The organism is Thermohahella caldifontis, from assembly GCF_041153465.1.
Lineage (GTDB): Bacteria > Pseudomonadota > Gammaproteobacteria > Pseudomonadales > Oleiphilaceae > Thermohahella > Thermohahella caldifontis.
The window spans coordinates 763,815-780,287 of record NZ_CP154858.1; the positions used below are offsets into that span (position 1 = coordinate 763,815).

Sequence of the window (16,473 nt, forward strand, 5' to 3'; positions counted from 1 at the left end):
ACTAATACAATGTCCAGACACGTCAGTGACCGGCCGTGACAGATCCGGTCACCTTTTGTGCCAGACCGGGAGAATGGGACATGAGTCAACTGGGTCAGGCTTCCGTTGCCGCCCTCATGCAATATGTGCGGTTCGCCCAGCATGAAGGGCTGGATGCGGACGGCGCCCTGCGCGCTGCCGGCTTGCCCCCGGACCCGCTGGAAGCCGGCCTGAGACAGATCGGCGGGGAACAATTCCAGCGCTTTCTGATTTATCTGACCGAGCATTCGAAGGATCCGCTCCTGGGACTGAAAAGCGGCCAGTTTGTCCAGCCCGGATCCTACAGTACGCTCGGCTATCTGGTCATGACCTGTTCAACGCTCGGTGAGGCCATCGACCTCATTGCGCCCTATGAGCGTCTGGTGGGTGACATGGGCGTCACCAGGGTGGTTCATCATGCGCCCTGGGTCGATGTACGCTGGCACTGCAACTACTCCCATCCCGATGTCCGGCCGCACATGATGGCGAACGTGCTCAGTTCCTGGACCCTCTACGCCCGCTGGCTGGCCGCAGAAGACGCCGCGCCGCAATCCGTCTGGTTTCCGTTTCCCGCGCCGGACGGGAATGCGGTGAAGGCCCATGAACAGGTATTTCGCTGCCCGGTACATTTTGATGCGGACTTTTGTGGTCTGCGGATCCCGGAAACGCTGCTGGATGCGCCGCTGCGCCAGCCGGATCCGGAGCTCAAGGCGCTGCTCGCACAGACGGCACGACAGCAGATTGAAGCATTGAGTGCGGCCAATTCGTCCTTCACTGTCCAGGTCCGTGCCGTGATCCGCCAGCAACTGGAACAGGGGGTCATCCGGCGCGACATGGTGGCCGAAGCCTTCAGAATGTCCCCCCGCACGCTGGTGCGCCGCCTTCAGGAGGAGGGGCTGACCTATCAACAACTTGTGGATGATGTGCGCGAGGAGCTGGCACGACTGTATGTGACGGAAACCGATCTGTCTTTTGCCGAAATCAGCCACCGCCTGGGTTTTGCCGAACCCCGGTCCTTCTTCCGCAGTTTCCGACGCTGGACCGGCACCACACCTTCTGCCTTGCGTCAGGGCTGATGGAAGGCCCGGCTTTTCAGCAATAGGCCAATCTCCTCATCTGACGCCCCCAGCTCTTGCAGCACATCCCGGGTATGATGCCCCAGAATGGCCCCAGGGTCATGTTCCCTGCGCACCCCGGACCGGGCGAAGCGAATGGGTGGAGCCGGCTGCCGCACCGTGCCCGTTTCAGTGCTGACCTCGACAAACAGGTCTCTCGACTGAATCTGCGGGTGCGCCTGCACTTCCACGAAATCCAGCACCGGTTCCACACAGGCGTCCACATTGGCAAATACGCGAACCCAGTGAGCCTGATTGTGCGAGGCGAATCGTTCCCTGAGCCAGTCCTTGGCGGCTTTCCGGTCGTCGGGGCGCTGACCGAGAAGCAGGCTGACCTTGTCCGGGTCACCCAGTGCCTGACAGAGGGCCTGGGCGAACTGGGGCTCCAGGCTGCCCACCGCCATGAACCGGTCATCGGCCGTGCAATAGTAATCGTAAATGCCCCCTCCGTTCAGGACATCGCCCTCCGGTTCCGGCACGGGACCGCCCGCCAGATAGCCGGCCCAGGCAAGATGATTCAGTGTCAGCGCCGCATCCGTCATGCTGATATCCACATGATCCCCCTGCCCGGTCTTCATGGCCTTCAGGAGGGCCGCCTGGATGCCGATGACGGCGTGATGCGCGCCACCGGCCACATCGGCAATCTGTATACCGTTGAGCGTGGGGCCCGTATCACGACGCCCCCCGTTGCTTGCGACGCCGGAGAGCGCCAGATAGTTGATGTCATGGCCGGCACGATGTGCCCAGGGGCCGGTCTGGCCATAGCCGGTGATGGAACAGTACACCAGACGCGGGTTTCTCTCCGCCACCGCAGAATAACCCAGGCCCAGCCTGTCCATGACGCCCGGGCGGAACTGCTCCACCAGCACATCAGCCGTCTCAATCAGCCGCAATACCCACGCCCTCGCCTGCGGATGCTTGAGATCCACCGCCACGGAGCGCTTGTTCCGGTTGAGGTAAGCATGAGCCGCCGAAACCTTGCCCGCGCGGGGAGAGAGATGCCGGAGCAGGTCCGGACGGGTGAAGGACTCCACCCGGATCACTTCGGCGCCCATGTCGGCCAGCATCATGGTCGCCACCGGCCCCGGCAGAAGCGTTGAAAAATCGACAATGCGGATGCCTTCCAGGGGTAAGGTCATGGCGTGCTCCTGACATGTGGATATCCGGGTTTATAACTGCAATCTTCCTTCCGGACAATGGTCAGAGCGCTCATCACAATTGATGTTTTTGTTCAGAAAGTGCGCTCAAGCACTTGAAACTACACCTGAATGCAGGCTAACTTGAGCGCATGGAAAAACTCTCCGTCTCCCGCCACTTTGTTCTGGCTGCCCTTGGTGGCATACGCCGCCGGGGTATTGACGTGAACACCGTGCTGGATGCGGCCGGCATTTCCCCGCCACTGCTCGCCCACCCGCGCGCACGGGTGAGTGGCCAGCAATATACTCGCCTGATCCAGACCATCTGGCAGACGCTGCGGGATGAATACATGGGCTTTACGGATTCGCCCAGCAAGCCGGGTACCTTTGCCACCATGTGCTACCTGGTGGTGCATTGCACCCATCTCGAGAGTGTTTACAAGCGCGCTCAGGCCTTTTACGGTCTGTTCGATCAGCCCGTGATCATGGCGCTGGAAAAGGACGAGACCCAGGCTGCCCTGGTAATGCGCCCCGAAACCCGCCTCCATGATCCCGATCACTTTCTGCAGGAAAGCCTGCTGGTGATCTGGCACCGCTTTTCCTGCTGGCTGACCGGAGAATGTCTCAATCTGGAGGCTGTCCATGTCAACTACCCGCCGCCGGAACATGCACGGGAATACCGCTATCTGTTCAACTGCCCGGTTGAGTTCAATTGTCCGGATACGCGGCTGATCTTCAGCAAGCGTTATCTGACGTTACCGGTGATTCAGGACGAGGTGCACCTCAAAGAGTTTCTCAAGACCTCCCCCGCTGATCTGCTGGGCAAGCCCAACGATCGGCTGAGTTTCAGCGCCCGCATCCGCGAGCGGCTGTTTCAGGCCATGCAGCATGAGCTGCCGGATTTCGAATCCATTGCCGATGCCCTGAACATGAGTCCGCAAACCCTGAGGCGTCGGCTGCGTGACGAACATGTCACCTATCAGGAGCTAAAGGATCAGGTGCGCCGGGATCTGGCCATCTACCATCTGGCCCGCACGGAGCTGACAATTCAGGACATTGCCCTGCGGGTAGGCTTTACGGAGCCTTCCACCTTCCACCGGGCTTTCAAGAAATGGACCGGATCAACTCCGGGTGAATACCGGGAAAACCTGCTCCGTGAAAAATCTGGCGATCAGCCTGCCGGCTGATTCTGCGCGAAGCGCTCGGCCTTGCAGGCCTTTGCGGCGTATAGCTGTTTGTCCGCCTCCTTGAGCATTTCCCGCCCGCTGGGCACACTGAGCTCGGACAGAACCGCCAGGCCGGCACTGGCCTTCATGTCGAGCGACAGGCCACGGGCCGTCAGCGGATGTTTCACCAGATGCTGTCGCAGGCGCTGAATGAACTGCTCGCCGCCCTCCCGGTCCTGAGATGGCAGCAGCACCACGAATTCATCGCCGGCAAACCGGAAGACCTGGTCACTCTTTCTCACCACCGCAGTCAGGCATGCGGCCATATGCCGGAGATACAGGTCTCCCGTGTCATGTCCCCAGGTGTCATTGACCTGCTTGAAGTCATCGCAGTCGATGAAGACCAGCGCCAGGGGCAACTTGTGACGCTGTGCCCGCGTGATTTCCTGCTCCAGGGTTTCCTCCAGTTCGCGACGATTGCGCAGGTGCGTCAGCGGATCGCGCGTGGCCAGAAACTGGATTTTCTCCCGGTTGAGGGCCGCATCCAGGCAGAGTGAAGTTTTGACGGCCAGCTGGTAGAGGAAGAAGCTGTCCTTGTCGGGCCGGTAACGTTCCTTGTCCGTGGAGCCCAGCGTCAGCGCCCCCACCACCCTCTGGTCGATGGTCAGGGGCAGAATTGCCAGGGACTGGCATTTTGGCCGGTCGGCCGGGCTGATGAGGGGGAACCAGGCCTGAACGTTCCGGTTGACCAGCAAAGGTTTTCTGGAACCCTGCGTCAACTCAAGGAAGGCCACCGAATCCACCAGCACGCGGGTGCCTGCCAGAGACTTGGATCGCGTTACCGTGCGCACCAGGGCTTCGGTGTGAGGCGCACGGATCAGGGCGAACCCGGCATGATCCACCTGAAAGCGTTCCAGAATCATGTCCAGCAGCCGTTCCAGCAAGGCCGCACTGTGCCCCATGTTCATGATGGCGACTTCGATATCGAACAGCTTGCGGGCGATGGCCTCATTCCGACGCGCCCGGTCTATCAGTTCTTCAACGGTGTAGCGGCTCACTGTGTTCTGGCATCCGTCATGACTTGAGGCGTTGGGACAAGCATAGCCCCTGTTGCTTTTCTGATCAAAAAAATCCAATGAAAAAAAGGGGTGTCAACCCAATTCTAAAATGTCCCCTTTTTACCAAAGCTAAAGTGTCCCCTTTGGGTATCCTGTTTCAGGAGGTTACCGACTGCCTGCCGGAGGCCGCTTTACCAACCGGAGAACGTCGCCATGGATGGTCCGGCGCGGGCTTTCTGCCTGAGGATGCCTTTTGTCTGGCTCTCGCCTTGTCGACACGTTGGTGGAGGCTTTTCTCGTCATCCAAAGGGACCGGGGGCTCGCCTTCGCTCAGGATTTGCCAATCCAGTTGATGCCCTTTGTGGAGCACCGTCACATGGCCATCCTGTGCTTCACAGATGGTGATCCGGGCGCCCCGGAGCCGATAGCCCTTTCCATAGCCGGTGAGCTGGTATTCCCGGTTCCTGAACTGAAAGGTCAGGTTCTTTGAGAGCTTTCGGTGGTTGTGCAGGCACAGGATGAGCGCCAGCTCCTCTGGTGTGTGCAGAACGGGGCGGTGAGCATCCGTGGCGTTCTGGGCGGGTTTGGCAAAGCGTGCGTTGAAATCGCGCATAAAGCCCGGCAGCCAGGCATTGGCGGTCTCAATGTCCGAGATGCCCGCAAGACGCAACTCCTTGACGAGGCGGTCCTGAAGCGTCTGGTTGGCACGCTCGACACGCCCCTTGGCCTGAGGGGTATTGGCATGAATGGGCTCGATATCCAGCGTTTTGAGAGCCCGGGTGAACTGGGTCAGCTCACCTTCGCGCTCGGGTTGGTTTACCCGGAAGATGCTGTGCTTGTCGGAATACAAAGCAGCGGGGCGGCCGTGCTCGGCCAGATAGCCTTGCAGTGTCTGCAGGTAAGCCCAGGTGGTCTCGGCCGGGGCGAAGCGTAATGCCATCAGTTCACTGGTGGCGTCATCAATGAACACGATCAGGGTGCAGCGCGGGCCGCGCCCTTCAAACCAGTCATGTGGTGAGCCGTCAATCTGAATCAGCTCGCCGCGACAGGGCCGTCTGGGACGTCGCTGGTGAATCCGGGCGGCCTTGCGTTTTCCGGGTTTCCAGAGTCCGTCAGCGATCATCCACTGTCGGAGGGTCTCGGCTGACAGCTTGTATCCATGCAGTGCGGTGAGTTTTTCACAGGCAAGCGTTGGTCCGAAATCAGGGTAGCGTGTGCGAACCAGAGAGAGTACTTCCTTGCGCACGGCCCCGGGAATTGCATTGCCCGGGCGTTTACCGAGATGGCCGGAAACCAGTCCTGACGGCCCCTTCTGACGAAAGCGGGCGACCAGACGCTTAACTTGCCGGACACTCAGCCCAAGCTGCCGGGCAGCTTCCTGTTGCCGAAGCTGTTTTGCGGTCACCTGCTGAATGATTGCCAGCCGATCGATCGCTTTTTGCGTCATTGCAATGGTCTCCTCTGCCATTGCCCCCTCCTGTATCCCAAAAGGGGACATTTTAGAATTGCGAGAAGGGGACATTACAGCTTTGGGCTAACACCAATGAAAAAAAGGGGTGTCAACCCAATTCTAAAATGTCCCCTTTTTACCAAAGCTAAAGTGTCCCCTTTGGGTATCCTGTTTCAGGAGGTTACCGACTGCCTGCCGGAGGCCGCTTTACCAACCGGAGAACGTCGCCATGGATGGTCCGGCGCGGGCTTTCTGCCTGAGGATGCCTTTTGTCTGGCTCTCGCCTTGTCGACACGTTGGTGGAGGCTTTTCTCGTCATCCAAAGGGACCGGGGGCTCGCCTTCGCTCAGGATTTGCCAATCCAGTTGATGCCCTTTGTGGAGCACCGTCACATGGCCATCCTGTGCTTCACAGATGGTGATCCGGGCGCCCCGGAGCCGATAGCCCTTTCCATAGCCGGTGAGCTGGTATTCCCGGTTCCTGAACTGAAAGGTCAGGTTCTTTGAGAGCTTTCGGTGGTTGTGCAGGCACAGGATGAGCGCCAGCTCCTCTGGTGTGTGCAGAACGGGGCGGTGAGCATCCGTGGCGTTCTGGGCGGGTTTGGCAAAGCGTGCGTTGAAATCGCGCATAAAGCCCGGCAGCCAGGCATTGGCGGTCTCAATGTCCGAGATGCCCGCAAGACGCAACTCCTTGACGAGGCGGTCCTGAAGCGTCTGGTTGGCACGCTCGACACGCCCCTTGGCCTGAGGGGTATTGGCATGAATGGGCTCGATATCCAGCGTTTTGAGAGCCCGGGTGAACTGGGTCAGCTCACCTTCGCGCTCGGGTTGGTTTACCCGGAAGATGCTGTGCTTGTCGGAATACAAAGCAGCGGGGCGGCCGTGCTCGGCCAGATAGCCTTGCAGTGTCTGCAGGTAAGCCCAGGTGGTCTCGGCCGGGGCGAAGCGTAATGCCATCAGTTCACTGGTGGCGTCATCAATGAACACGATCAGGGTGCAGCGCGGGCCGCGCCCTTCAAACCAGTCATGTGGTGAGCCGTCAATCTGAATCAGCTCGCCGCGACAGGGCCGTCTGGGACGTCGCTGGTGAATCCGGGCGGCCTTGCGTTTTCCGGGTTTCCAGAGTCCGTCAGCGATCATCCACTGTCGGAGGGTCTCGGCTGACAGCTTGTATCCATGCAGTGCGGTGAGTTTTTCACAGGCAAGCGTTGGTCCGAAATCAGGGTAGCGTGTGCGAACCAGAGAGAGTACTTCCTTGCGCACGGCCCCGGGAATTGCATTGCCCGGGCGTTTACCGAGATGGCCGGAAACCAGTCCTGACGGCCCCTTCTGACGAAAGCGGGCGACCAGACGCTTAACTTGCCGGACACTCAGCCCAAGCTGCCGGGCAGCTTCCTGTTGCCGAAGCTGTTTTGCGGTCACCTGCTGAATGATTGCCAGCCGATCGATCGCTTTTTGCGTCATTGCAATGGTCTCCTCTGCCATTGCCCCCTCCTGTATCCCAAAAGGGGACATTTTAGAATTGCGAGAAGGGGACATTACAGCTTTGGGCTAACACAATGAAAAAAAGGGGTGTTAGCAACAAATAGAACTGTCCGGTTTTGTAGCACATAAACTGTCCGCTTTGGGTCCACTGATGATCAGACTTGGCAGCGGACGTTGGCCGGTGCCTGATCAATAGGTTCGAGGGGGTCGAAGGGCAGGCCTTCTGGGGTGTAACTGGCCAGTCTTCTGGGGCCGTGGAAGATCGCCAGGGAGCGATCAGGATAACGGTGTACCCGAACCTTGGCCTTGACGTAATGGCGCCGATAGCGGTCGGCAGGGATCTGCAGCTTGAGTCCCTCGAACGAGACGCAGTTGTCCTTGTTCACGGTGCGTTCGTACTGCTCACACAGGATGTCGTCCAGTCCAGGGCCGATGAAAGGCACGAAGGCGCTGCCCTCGACGGCGGGTTTGACGCAGAACTCCCGGTTGAAGGCCGGCAGGTAGTGCTCCCGAAGGTAGCGGTTGGCCGCCGCCATGGTGGTAATGCCCTGGGCTGCAAGTTCCTTGGGCAGGCGTCCCTGATGGGTGGCGAACTGGCGCTCACAGCGGCCCCGGGCCTCGGGGGAATAGGCGGGGATCATCTCGACCCCGAGCTGGGCCATGGCCCTGCCGAACTGGGTGAGGTTGGACTTGTCGACCTTGCCGCCGGCCTTGGGGGTGTGCCAGTAGTGACTGCCCCGGTCGGTATAGAGGCTCGAGGGAAGGCCGTGATCGGTGATGACCTCTCGCATGGCCTGGAAGCTCGAAGCCGTGCCTTCCTCCTCGACGAAGAACATGGAGTAGTGCTCAGAGGTGGCGTCATCGAAGGTGATGATCAGATCCCAGTGGTGGCCGGGAACCCATTCGTGGGTGGAGCCATCCTGGTGGAGCATCATGCCGACCATGGGCGCCCGCTCGCGGCGTCGACGATGCTTACCCCGAGCCGGTGCCTTCTTGACCAGGCCTGCCTTCTGCAAGGTGTTCCGTACCCAGGTATAGCTGCGTGTGCCGCCGTGACGGTCGCGGTAGAAGCTGTAGAAGTGTTTGATGTTCCAGCCGTCGTAGCGCTCCTTGTAGAGCGCCTCGAGGCGTAGAACCTCATCCACCGGGGCCTTGCGGTGGGAAACCTGACTCAGGCGCTTGTCGATCAGGCCGTCGAGGCCCTCCTCCTCGTAGCGGTCGATATAGCGCCGGAAGGTCCGCTCACAGACCCCCAGCAGCCGCGCCGCCTCTTCCTGGGTCAGCCGTTTCTCGGTCCATCCCGTATAGGCTTCTTCGAATCGCATTTTCCGGATCTCCTGTAGCAGTTCTGTCCGTCTCATGGCTCACCTCCTTGGTGATCATGAAACCGGACAAATCACGTGCTACAAGTCCGGACAGTTTATTTGCTCCCAACACAATGAAAAAAAGGGGTTGACGTTCCGCCCCGGGATCCGTAATATACGCACCAAGTCGACGCGGGGTGGAGCAGTCTGGTAGCTCGTCGGGCTCATAACCCGAAGGTCGTCGGTTCAAATCCGGCCCCCGCAACCAACGATTTCCAAAGCCCAGACCATTATCCGGTCTGGGCTTTTTCGTTTTCAGGCAACACTTCATCCGCAAAAAAACCGCCCCATCCGAAGATGACGCGGTTCTCCTTCCAAACGCCCCGGATTCAGGCTTTCTTGACGAATTCGGACTTCAGTTTCATGGCGCCAAAGCCGTCAATCTTGCAGTCGATATTGTGATCCCCTTCCACCAGGCGAATATTCCTGACCTTGGTGCCCACTTTCAGCGCTGATGACGCCCCCTTGACCTTGAGATCCTTGATCACGACAACGGTGTCGCCATCCTGCAGCAGGTTGCCATTGGCATCACGCACGACCAACCCTTCTTCCTGTTCGGCGGACTGCTCCCCTTCTTTCCACTCGTGCGCACATTCCGGGCAGACCAGCATGTCACCATCCTGGTAAGTATATTCTGATCCGCATTTCGGGCATTCAGGCAGTGCTTGACTCATCTTGGCGTCCTCAACATTTCAAAATCACAGATGGTTGTGTGGCCTATTGTACTTCTTTTTTCTATTTTTTGGGATACACCCAGCCCGCCACAGGGAGTCGCTGCACTGCAAACGCCTCACGAATCCTTGCCCGACGAATCTGCCCGGCCCGAGCCTTCCCCCTTCTCCCGGCGACGCAACCGGACACGCCCCAATGTATTGGAGATTTCGGAATTGCGACGGATCATGGCATCCACCTGGCTGACGGTGTAACGCCCGCCGGGGGCCACGCCACCAATCAGATCTTCACGGATTTTGGTGGTCAGATTGCTGAGGGCACTGTGCAACGGATGCTGATCGTCAGCGAAACTCATGTCACCGGAAATGGCCTTCACCACCTGCAAAAAGGATTGATATTCGTTCAGCACAACCGGTGAGGCCACAATGGCCAGACGGTGAGTCATGAACTTGAGGTCAGTCAGCTGATGCTCGCTGAACGTCTCGCACTGGGACATCTGCTCGATCAGGTCCAGCAACCGCTCGTAGGTGGCAGCCTTGAGGTCGAGAAACTTGATACCCTGTTCTTTCTCGATTTCCACCGCCGTCTGCTTGTTGAGCAGCAGCGCGGTGATGAGCACGGTGATCAGCGTACCCAGGATGATCAGGACGATTTCCTGAGCGAATGGCAGCTCGTCGGTGACCTTGTACGCATAGCGCAAATAAAGGTATCCCGAAACCATTGTCAGGAAAGAGAGCAGCAGATAGAGAATTTGCTTGTCGGCCGGCCTCATGCGCTGATCTCCGGAATGTCTAGCCAGCCCAGTCCGGCCGCGGTTTCCCCATGAGGGATATATTCGCAGCCGATAAATCCCGCATAGCCCCGCGCCCACAGCCATTCAAAGATGAAGCGGTAGTTGAGCTCGCCCCGGTCAGGTTCGTGACGCCCGGGCACATTGGCGACCTGGATATGCGCGATGCGGTCCCAGCACCGACTGAGCCACCAGATGATGTCTCCGTGCATGCGCTGGCAGTGGTAGATGTCAAACTGCAGCCTTACGTTGGGACGATCAACCTGCTCAATGAGTGCCAGTGCCTGCTCCATGTCCGACAGAAAATACCCGGGCATGTCATGCCTGTTGATGGGCTCTGCAGTGACCGTCAGACCATCCTTCCCGAGCAGGTCGGCAGCGTACCGGATTGCATTGACCCACGCCTCGCTGGCTTCTTCCTGATCCAGGTCATCCGGTTTGACACCGGCCATGACATGAATTCGCCGGTTTCCCAGAACGCCCGCATACTGTCGGGCCTGGTCCAGACCCTCCCTGAACTCATCAAACCGGTCCGGCAGGCAGGCCAGACCTCTTTCGCCCTTGCTCCAGTCACCCGGCGGCGCATTGAACAGCGCCTGGGTCAGACCGTTATCATCCAGAAGTTTTTTCAGCGTCTGCGGCGAATGTTCATAAGGAAAAAGATACTCCACCGCATGAAACCCGCAGCGTGCAGCGGCTTCGAACCGTTCCTCAAACGGCACTTCGGTAAAGAGAAAACTCAGATTGGCGGCAAATTTCAGCATCGTGCTCTCCGTTGATCCACGTCAACTATATCGGGAAATACGGGATTTGCGAAGTTGACGGTCCCCGTCCCAATGCGTAGCATGAAAATATTTCCAGACGATGAAATTATTTTCATATGGAATCACAACTCGACCTGGCCTCACGGGCCGCATGGCTCTACTACATCGGTGGTTACAAGCAGGGTCAGGTCGCTGAACGTCTGGGCGTCTCCTCTGCCAAGGCACACCGGCTCATCGCACAGGCACATGAAGCCGGTCTGGTTCAGGTCTTCGTTCAGGGGCGCCCGGCCCGCTGCGTCGAACTGGAAGAGCAAATCCTTCAACACTTCAACCTGAAAGGGTGCGTGGTCGCGCCGACACTTCACGAAGAAGACGATCCCCGCCAGAACTTTCACGAGGTCGGCCTTGCCTCCGCACAATGGGTCGCGGAGCTGATCCGCTCGGGAGACCACACGCTGATCGGTGTGGGCAAGGGGCGTTCGCTGACCGCCTTTGCCCGGAACCTTCCTGAAATGGACCTGCCGCACACTCGGTTTGTATCCGTTAGCGGCAGTCTGACACGACATTTCTCGGCCAATCGCGAAGACGTGATTCTGACGCTGATGCACAAGACCGGCGGGGAAGGATTCATCAACCCGGTCCCCTATATTGCGGCCTCGGAAACTCAGCGTGACCTGCTGCTGGCACAGGAAAATGTCAGCGGCGTGATGGCACTGGCGCGCCAGGCCTCACTCGTGATAGTGGGCATCGGTTCACTTAACCGCGATACCTACATCCAGAACGTGGGGCTGGTCAGCCCGGAGCAGTGGCAGGATCTGCGCGCTTCGGGTGCCATCTCCGATGTTGTGGGAAATTTCGTCGATGTCCGGGGCAGAAAGGTGGATTGCGCCGTCAACCGGCACGCACTTTCCCTGTCACTTGACGATCTGCGCGGCAAGCGTGTTGTGGCCGTGGCAGGAGGACACGACAAGGCATTGGCCTGCCTGGGCGCCCTGCGCACCGGTATTCTGACAGATCTGATTCTGGGTGAATCGGCTGCTCGTCAGCTGGTTCAGCTACTTGACGGAGAAACATCATGAGCGGTGAAAACCGTTTGTCCGGCGTTCCGTACGCACCGGACTGGTTTGACGATATTCATGTGGACGGTGCGGCCGTTCAGCGGCGCATCAACCGGCTGATGGGCAGCCGCTCGGTGAAGGGTGAAGCCCAGGTTGCGTGGCTGCTCAAGGCCATCAGCCTGATCGACCTCACCACGCTCTCGGGAGACGATACGCCGGGGCGCGTGCGCCGCCTGTGCGCCAAGGCACGACGTCCGGTCAATCAGAACATCCTGGATGCGCTGGGCGTGGACTGGCCGGTGCAGACGGCAGCCGTATGCGTCTATCACGAAATGCTGGGCACGGCAGCCGAAGCGCTGGCCGGCACGAACATTCAGATCGCCGCGGTCTCCACAGGTTTTCCTGCCGGACTCACACCTTTCGAACTGCGTGTGCGGGAAGTGGAAATGAGCGTTGCCGCAGGAGCCACGGAAATCGATATTGTCATTTCCCGCCGCCATGTGCTCACCGGCAACTGGCGCGCGCTGTACGATGAAGTGCGGGCTTACCGGGAAGCCTGTGGTGATGCACATCTCAAGGCCATTCTCGCCACCGGCGAACTGGGCACCCTGACCAACGTGGCCAGGGCCAGCATGGTCTGCATGATGGCCGGTGCCGACTTCATCAAGACCAGTACCGGCAAGGAACCGGTCAATGCCACCCTGCCCGTCTCCCTCGTCATGCTGCGTCAAATTCGCGAATTCCGGCGGCGCACCGGTCAGATTGCAGGGTTCAAGCCCGCAGGTGGTATCAGCACAGCCAAGGATGCGCTTTCATGGCTCATTCTCGTCAAGGAAGAGCTGGGCCCCGAGTGGCTGCGACCGGACCGTTTCCGCTTCGGCGCATCCAGCCTGCTGGGAGATATCGAACGACAACTGGAACATGCGGCCACCGGGGGCTATTCCGTGGCCTGGCATCATGCAATGGGTTGAACATCATGACAATTCGAGACAGGTTTGAAGATATGGCTTACGTCCCCGCTCCGGAAAGCACGTCTGCTGCAGAAGCCTGGCTGGACAGCCATGAGCGCCGCTTCGGGCATTTCATAGGGGGACGCTGGACAGCCATTGCAGAAGACGCACTGATGGCAACCCTGAATCCCGCTTCAGGCAAAGTGCTGGCCCGGATTTCAGTGGGTACGGCAGAAGACGTGGATGCCGCGGTCAGGGCTGCCGGGAAGGCCGCACCTGCCTGGCAGGCACTTTCGTCACATGAACGTGCCCGTTACCTGTATGCCCTGGCCCGCCTGATTCAGAAGCACGCACGCACGCTGGCGGTGCTGGAGTCACTGGACAACGGCAAGCCCATCCGCGAATCCCGGGATATCGATATCCCGCTGACCGCAAGGCACTTTTATCATCACGCCGGCTGGGCACAGCTCAGGGGGCAGGCGTTCAATGGCCGCGAACCCTGGGGTGTAGCGGGTCTGATCATCCCCTGGAACTTTCCTCTGCTCATGCTGGCCTGGAAAGTGGCACCCGCTCTGGCCGCCGGAAACACCGTCGTGCTCAAGCCTGCCGAAACCACCTCGTTGACAGCCCTTTACTTCGCAGAGCTGTGCCAGCAGGCAGGGCTGCCCGATGGTGTGGTGAACATTGTCACCGGCGCCGGAGAAACGGGCGCGGCGCTGGCTGGCCATCCGGGTATCCGCAAGCTGGCGTTCACCGGCTCCACCGAGGTGGGCAAGATACTTGCGCGCGTTGTCGCAGGTACTGACAAGGGGCTGACGCTGGAACTGGGCGGCAAGTCGGCCTTCATCGTCTTTGAAGATGCGGATCTGGACGCCGCCGTCGAAGGCATTGTGGACAGCATCTGGTTCAACCAGGGGCATGTCTGCTGTGCCGGCTCTCGACTGCTCGTTCAGGAAGGACTCCACGATCCACTGCTCGAACGCCTGCGAGAGCGCATGGCCACGCTGCGCGTCGGTGACCCGCTGGACAAGAACACGGATATCGGCGCCATCAACTCCGAAGAGCAGTTCAACAAGATCACGCAGATGGTCAGCCGCGCATGCCATGATGGTGCGACCTGCATCCAGCCCACGCTGGCACTGCCGGGAGAGGGTTATTTCTTCCCGCCTACCGTGCTTGCGGATCTTGAGCCGGCTTCGGAGGCCATGCAGGAAGAAATCTTCGGACCGGTGCTGACGGTCACGACTTTCCGGACGCCGGCAGAAGCCATCGCACTCGCCAACAATACCCGATATGGTCTTGCCGCCTCCGTATGGTCGCGCAATCTGGGCCGCTGTCTGGAGGTGGTGCCAAAACTTCAAGCCGGTGTGGTCTGGGTAAACTGCGCCAATCAATTTGATGCGGCAGCGCCCTTTGGCGGCGTGCGCGAATCCGGATACGGTCGTGAAGGGGGGCTGGAAGGTATGGAAGCCTGGTTCAGGCCCGAGCCTGCGCCGCTTGCCAAAACAGCCAGAAAATCCCGCAAGCTGGCCACCACTGCGGCGGCCGAGACCGTGGATGCGACACACAAGTTTCTGATCGGCGGCAAGCAGACGCGTCCGGACAGCGGCACCAGCTACCCGGTAACCGACGTCAGCGGCAAGCTGCTGGCCTGGATCGGAGTGGGTGGTCGCAAGGACATCCGCAATGCGGTCGAGGCGGCCACCAAGGCTCTGGGCTGGGGTAACCGGACGGGGCACCAGCGCGCCCAGATCCTGTACTACCTGGCAGAGCGCCTTGACCAGCGTCGTAACGAATTTGCTGAAGATCTGGCGCTTCAGACCGGCCGGGAATCCGGCCGGTGCGTGGCTGAAGTTCAGACCTGCATTGAAAGACTGTTTGAAGCCGCCGCCTGGGCAGACAAGTTCACCGGGTCGGTTGCCGGGGCTGATTTCCCCGGACAGGTCATCACACGCCAGGAGCCCGCGGGCGTCATTGGCATGCTCATGCCGGAACATTCTCCGTTGCTTGGTGCGGTGGCCATGCTGGCACCCGCCGTGGCCATGGGCAACACCGTGGTGGCCTGTGCCAGCGAAGCCCATCCGCTGAGCCTGCTCAAGCTGGCCCAGGTCATCGAAACATCAGACGTACCGGCCGGCGTGATCAATATTCTGGCCGGTCCGCGCGCGGCCCTGGCCGAGACGCTGGCACGCCATGCCGGCGTCCAGGCACTCTGGCTGGCAGACCACGGTGAGACGATCACGCGTTGCATGACCTTCGGCGCGGATACACTTAAGCGTATTCTCGCATTGCATCCGGATACGGACTGGTCAATGCTCCGGGCCTACCCGAGGCTGTATCGGGAAGCCTGTGCCGCCAAAACCATCTGGCTGCCGGCAGACATGAACTAACAAACAACATGAACAACACACAGCAAGTGCATATCACAGGAGAAAAAACATGAGTACACTCAAGAAGGCCGTGAGCGCATGCATGGGCGTTGCCCTGGCGGCAGCCGCTACTCTGGCGACGGCGGAAAGCATCAAGCCGGCAGTCGTTTACGACATGGGCGGCAAGTTCGACAAATCCTTCAACGAAGCCGTTGCCAAGGGGCTGGAAAAGTTCAAGGCTGACCATGGCATTGAGGTGCGGGAATTCGAGCCTAACAACGAAACCCAGTTTGTCCAGGCGCACCGCAAGTTTGCTCAGCGCGGCTTCGACCCCATCATCGGGGTGGGCTTCAACCAGGCCACCACCGTCAAGGAACTGGCACCCAAATTCCCCAAGACCCACTATGTCCTGATTGACTCAGTTGTGGATGCCCCGAACGTCAAGTCCATTCTCTTCAAGGAACATGAAGGCTCCTTCCTGGTCGGCATGGCAGCAGCGCTCAAGTCCAAGACCGGCAAGGTCGGTTTTGTCGGCGGCATGGACATCCCCCTGATCCGCAAGTTCGAATGTGGCTATGAGCAGGGTGCCAAGTACGTCAACCCGAAAATCGAGGTCATCGCCAACATGACAGGCACCACTCCAGCCGCCTGGCACGACCTCAGCCGTGGTGCCGAGCTGGCCAAGGGTCAGTTCGAGCGCGGTGTTGATGTGGTCTTTGCCGCAGCCGGCGCAACCGGACTGGGTGTCTACCAGGCTGCCAAGGATGCCGGCAAGTTTGCCATCGGCGTGGACAGCAACCAGAACTACCTGCACCCGGGCACGATGCTGACTTCCATGGTCAAGCGTGTGGGTGTTGCCGCCTACAAGGCACTGGAAGAAGCAAAAAACGGCAAGTTCACTCCGGGCATCACCCACCTGGGTCTGGCCGAGGACGGCGTGGACTGGGCCGTGGATGAATACAACAAGGACCTGATCACGGAAGAAATGAAGCAGAAAATCGAGCAGGCGAAGAAAGACATCATCGCAGGCAAGATCAAGGTTCACGACTACATGTCAGACAACAGCTGCACCTACTGAT

Annotated in this window: 14 protein-coding genes and 1 tRNA gene; 7 read left to right on the top strand and 8 right to left on the bottom strand. The window is 59.6% G+C overall.

Annotated elements, in window-relative coordinates:
* The first annotated feature begins 80 nt into the window (after nucleotides 1-80).
* Nucleotides 81-1,094 (top strand): AraC family transcriptional regulator, encoded by a 1,014-nt coding sequence (locus AAIA72_RS03705; protein WP_369602094.1) that lies wholly within the window; start codon nucleotides 81-83, stop codon nucleotides 1,092-1,094.
* Here AAIA72_RS03705 and AAIA72_RS03710 read toward each other — a convergent pair.
* Nucleotides 1,085-2,272, bottom strand: coding sequence for a CaiB/BaiF CoA transferase family protein (locus AAIA72_RS03710; RefSeq protein WP_369602095.1), 1,188 nt, complete (start codon nucleotides 2,270-2,272; stop codon nucleotides 1,085-1,087). The genes AAIA72_RS03705 and AAIA72_RS03710 overlap by 10 nt on opposite strands.
* 149 nt (nucleotides 2,273-2,421) lie before the next feature.
* Here AAIA72_RS03710 and AAIA72_RS03715 point away from each other — a divergent pair, with 149 nt between their 5' ends.
* Nucleotides 2,422-3,456, top strand: a complete 1,035-nt coding sequence (locus tag AAIA72_RS03715; RefSeq protein WP_369602096.1) for an AraC family transcriptional regulator — start codon at nucleotides 2,422-2,424, stop codon at nucleotides 3,454-3,456.
* Here AAIA72_RS03715 and AAIA72_RS03720 read toward each other — a convergent pair.
* The 4 genes from AAIA72_RS03720 to AAIA72_RS03735 all read right to left on the bottom strand — a co-directional run bounded on the left by AAIA72_RS03720 (nucleotide 3,441) and on the right by AAIA72_RS03735 (nucleotide 8,752).
* Nucleotides 3,441-4,493 (bottom strand): GGDEF domain-containing protein, encoded by a 1,053-nt coding sequence (locus tag AAIA72_RS03720; protein ID WP_369602097.1) that lies wholly within the window; start codon nucleotides 4,491-4,493, stop codon nucleotides 3,441-3,443. The two genes, AAIA72_RS03715 and AAIA72_RS03720, sit on opposite strands and share 16 nt — an antisense overlap.
* A gap of 157 nt (nucleotides 4,494-4,650) precedes the next feature.
* Nucleotides 4,651-5,961, bottom strand: coding sequence for an ISNCY family transposase (locus tag AAIA72_RS03725; RefSeq protein WP_369599988.1), 1,311 nt, complete (start codon nucleotides 5,959-5,961; stop codon nucleotides 4,651-4,653).
* A 155-nt stretch (nucleotides 5,962-6,116) separates the two neighbouring features.
* The gene (locus AAIA72_RS03730; RefSeq protein WP_369599988.1) at nucleotides 6,117-7,427 is read right to left on the bottom strand and encodes an ISNCY family transposase; all 1,311 of its coding nucleotides are present in this window, start codon (nucleotides 7,425-7,427) and stop codon (nucleotides 6,117-6,119) included.
* 155 nt (nucleotides 7,428-7,582) lie between these two features.
* Complete coding sequence (locus AAIA72_RS03735; protein WP_369600308.1) at nucleotides 7,583-8,752, bottom strand: ISNCY family transposase; 1,170 nt, start codon at nucleotides 8,750-8,752, stop codon at nucleotides 7,583-7,585.
* A gap of 170 nt (nucleotides 8,753-8,922) precedes the next feature.
* Here AAIA72_RS03735 and AAIA72_RS03740 point away from each other — a divergent pair.
* Nucleotides 8,923-8,999 (top strand) — tRNA-Met (locus tag AAIA72_RS03740).
* Between the two features lie 121 nt (nucleotides 9,000-9,120).
* Here the strand turns inward: AAIA72_RS03740 and AAIA72_RS03745 are convergent.
* The 3 genes from AAIA72_RS03745 to otnI all read right to left on the bottom strand — a co-directional run bounded on the left by AAIA72_RS03745 (nucleotide 9,121) and on the right by otnI (nucleotide 11,017).
* On the bottom strand, nucleotides 9,121-9,465 hold the full coding sequence (locus AAIA72_RS03745) for a zinc ribbon domain-containing protein YjdM (protein WP_369602098.1): 345 nt from the start codon (nucleotides 9,463-9,465) through the stop codon (nucleotides 9,121-9,123).
* A gap of 116 nt (nucleotides 9,466-9,581) precedes the next feature.
* Nucleotides 9,582-10,235 carry a hypothetical protein gene (locus tag AAIA72_RS03750; protein ID WP_369602099.1) on the bottom strand — a complete coding sequence of 218 codons (654 nt, stop codon included), beginning with the start codon at nucleotides 10,233-10,235 and terminating at the stop codon, nucleotides 9,582-9,584.
* Nucleotides 10,232-11,017 carry a 2-oxo-tetronate isomerase gene (gene otnI, locus AAIA72_RS03755; RefSeq protein ID WP_369602100.1) on the bottom strand — a complete coding sequence of 262 codons (786 nt, stop codon included), beginning with the start codon at nucleotides 11,015-11,017 and terminating at the stop codon, nucleotides 10,232-10,234. The genes AAIA72_RS03750 and otnI overlap by 4 nt, the downstream gene beginning before the upstream one ends.
* Nucleotides 11,018-11,133: 116 nt before the next feature.
* On the opposite strand from otnI, the gene AAIA72_RS03760 reads away from it, so the two are divergent.
* The 4 genes from AAIA72_RS03760 to AAIA72_RS03775 are packed head-to-tail and all read left to right on the top strand — an operon-like array spanning nucleotide 11,134 to nucleotide 16,472.
* The gene (locus AAIA72_RS03760) at nucleotides 11,134-12,096 is read left to right on the top strand and encodes a sugar-binding transcriptional regulator (protein WP_369602101.1); all 963 of its coding nucleotides are present in this window, start codon (nucleotides 11,134-11,136) and stop codon (nucleotides 12,094-12,096) included.
* Complete coding sequence (deoC, locus tag AAIA72_RS03765) at nucleotides 12,093-13,046, top strand: deoxyribose-phosphate aldolase (protein ID WP_369602102.1); 954 nt, start codon at nucleotides 12,093-12,095, stop codon at nucleotides 13,044-13,046. Before AAIA72_RS03760 ends, deoC begins: the two co-directional genes overlap by 4 nt.
* A 5-nt stretch (nucleotides 13,047-13,051) precedes the next feature.
* Nucleotides 13,052-15,415, top strand: a complete 2,364-nt coding sequence (locus AAIA72_RS03770; RefSeq protein WP_369602103.1) for an aldehyde dehydrogenase family protein — start codon at nucleotides 13,052-13,054, stop codon at nucleotides 15,413-15,415.
* A gap of 49 nt (nucleotides 15,416-15,464) precedes the next feature.
* Entirely contained in the window at nucleotides 15,465-16,472 is a 1,008-nt protein-coding gene (locus tag AAIA72_RS03775) for a BMP family protein (protein WP_369602104.1), read from the top strand.
* Nucleotide 16,473: the final 1 nt, after the last annotated feature.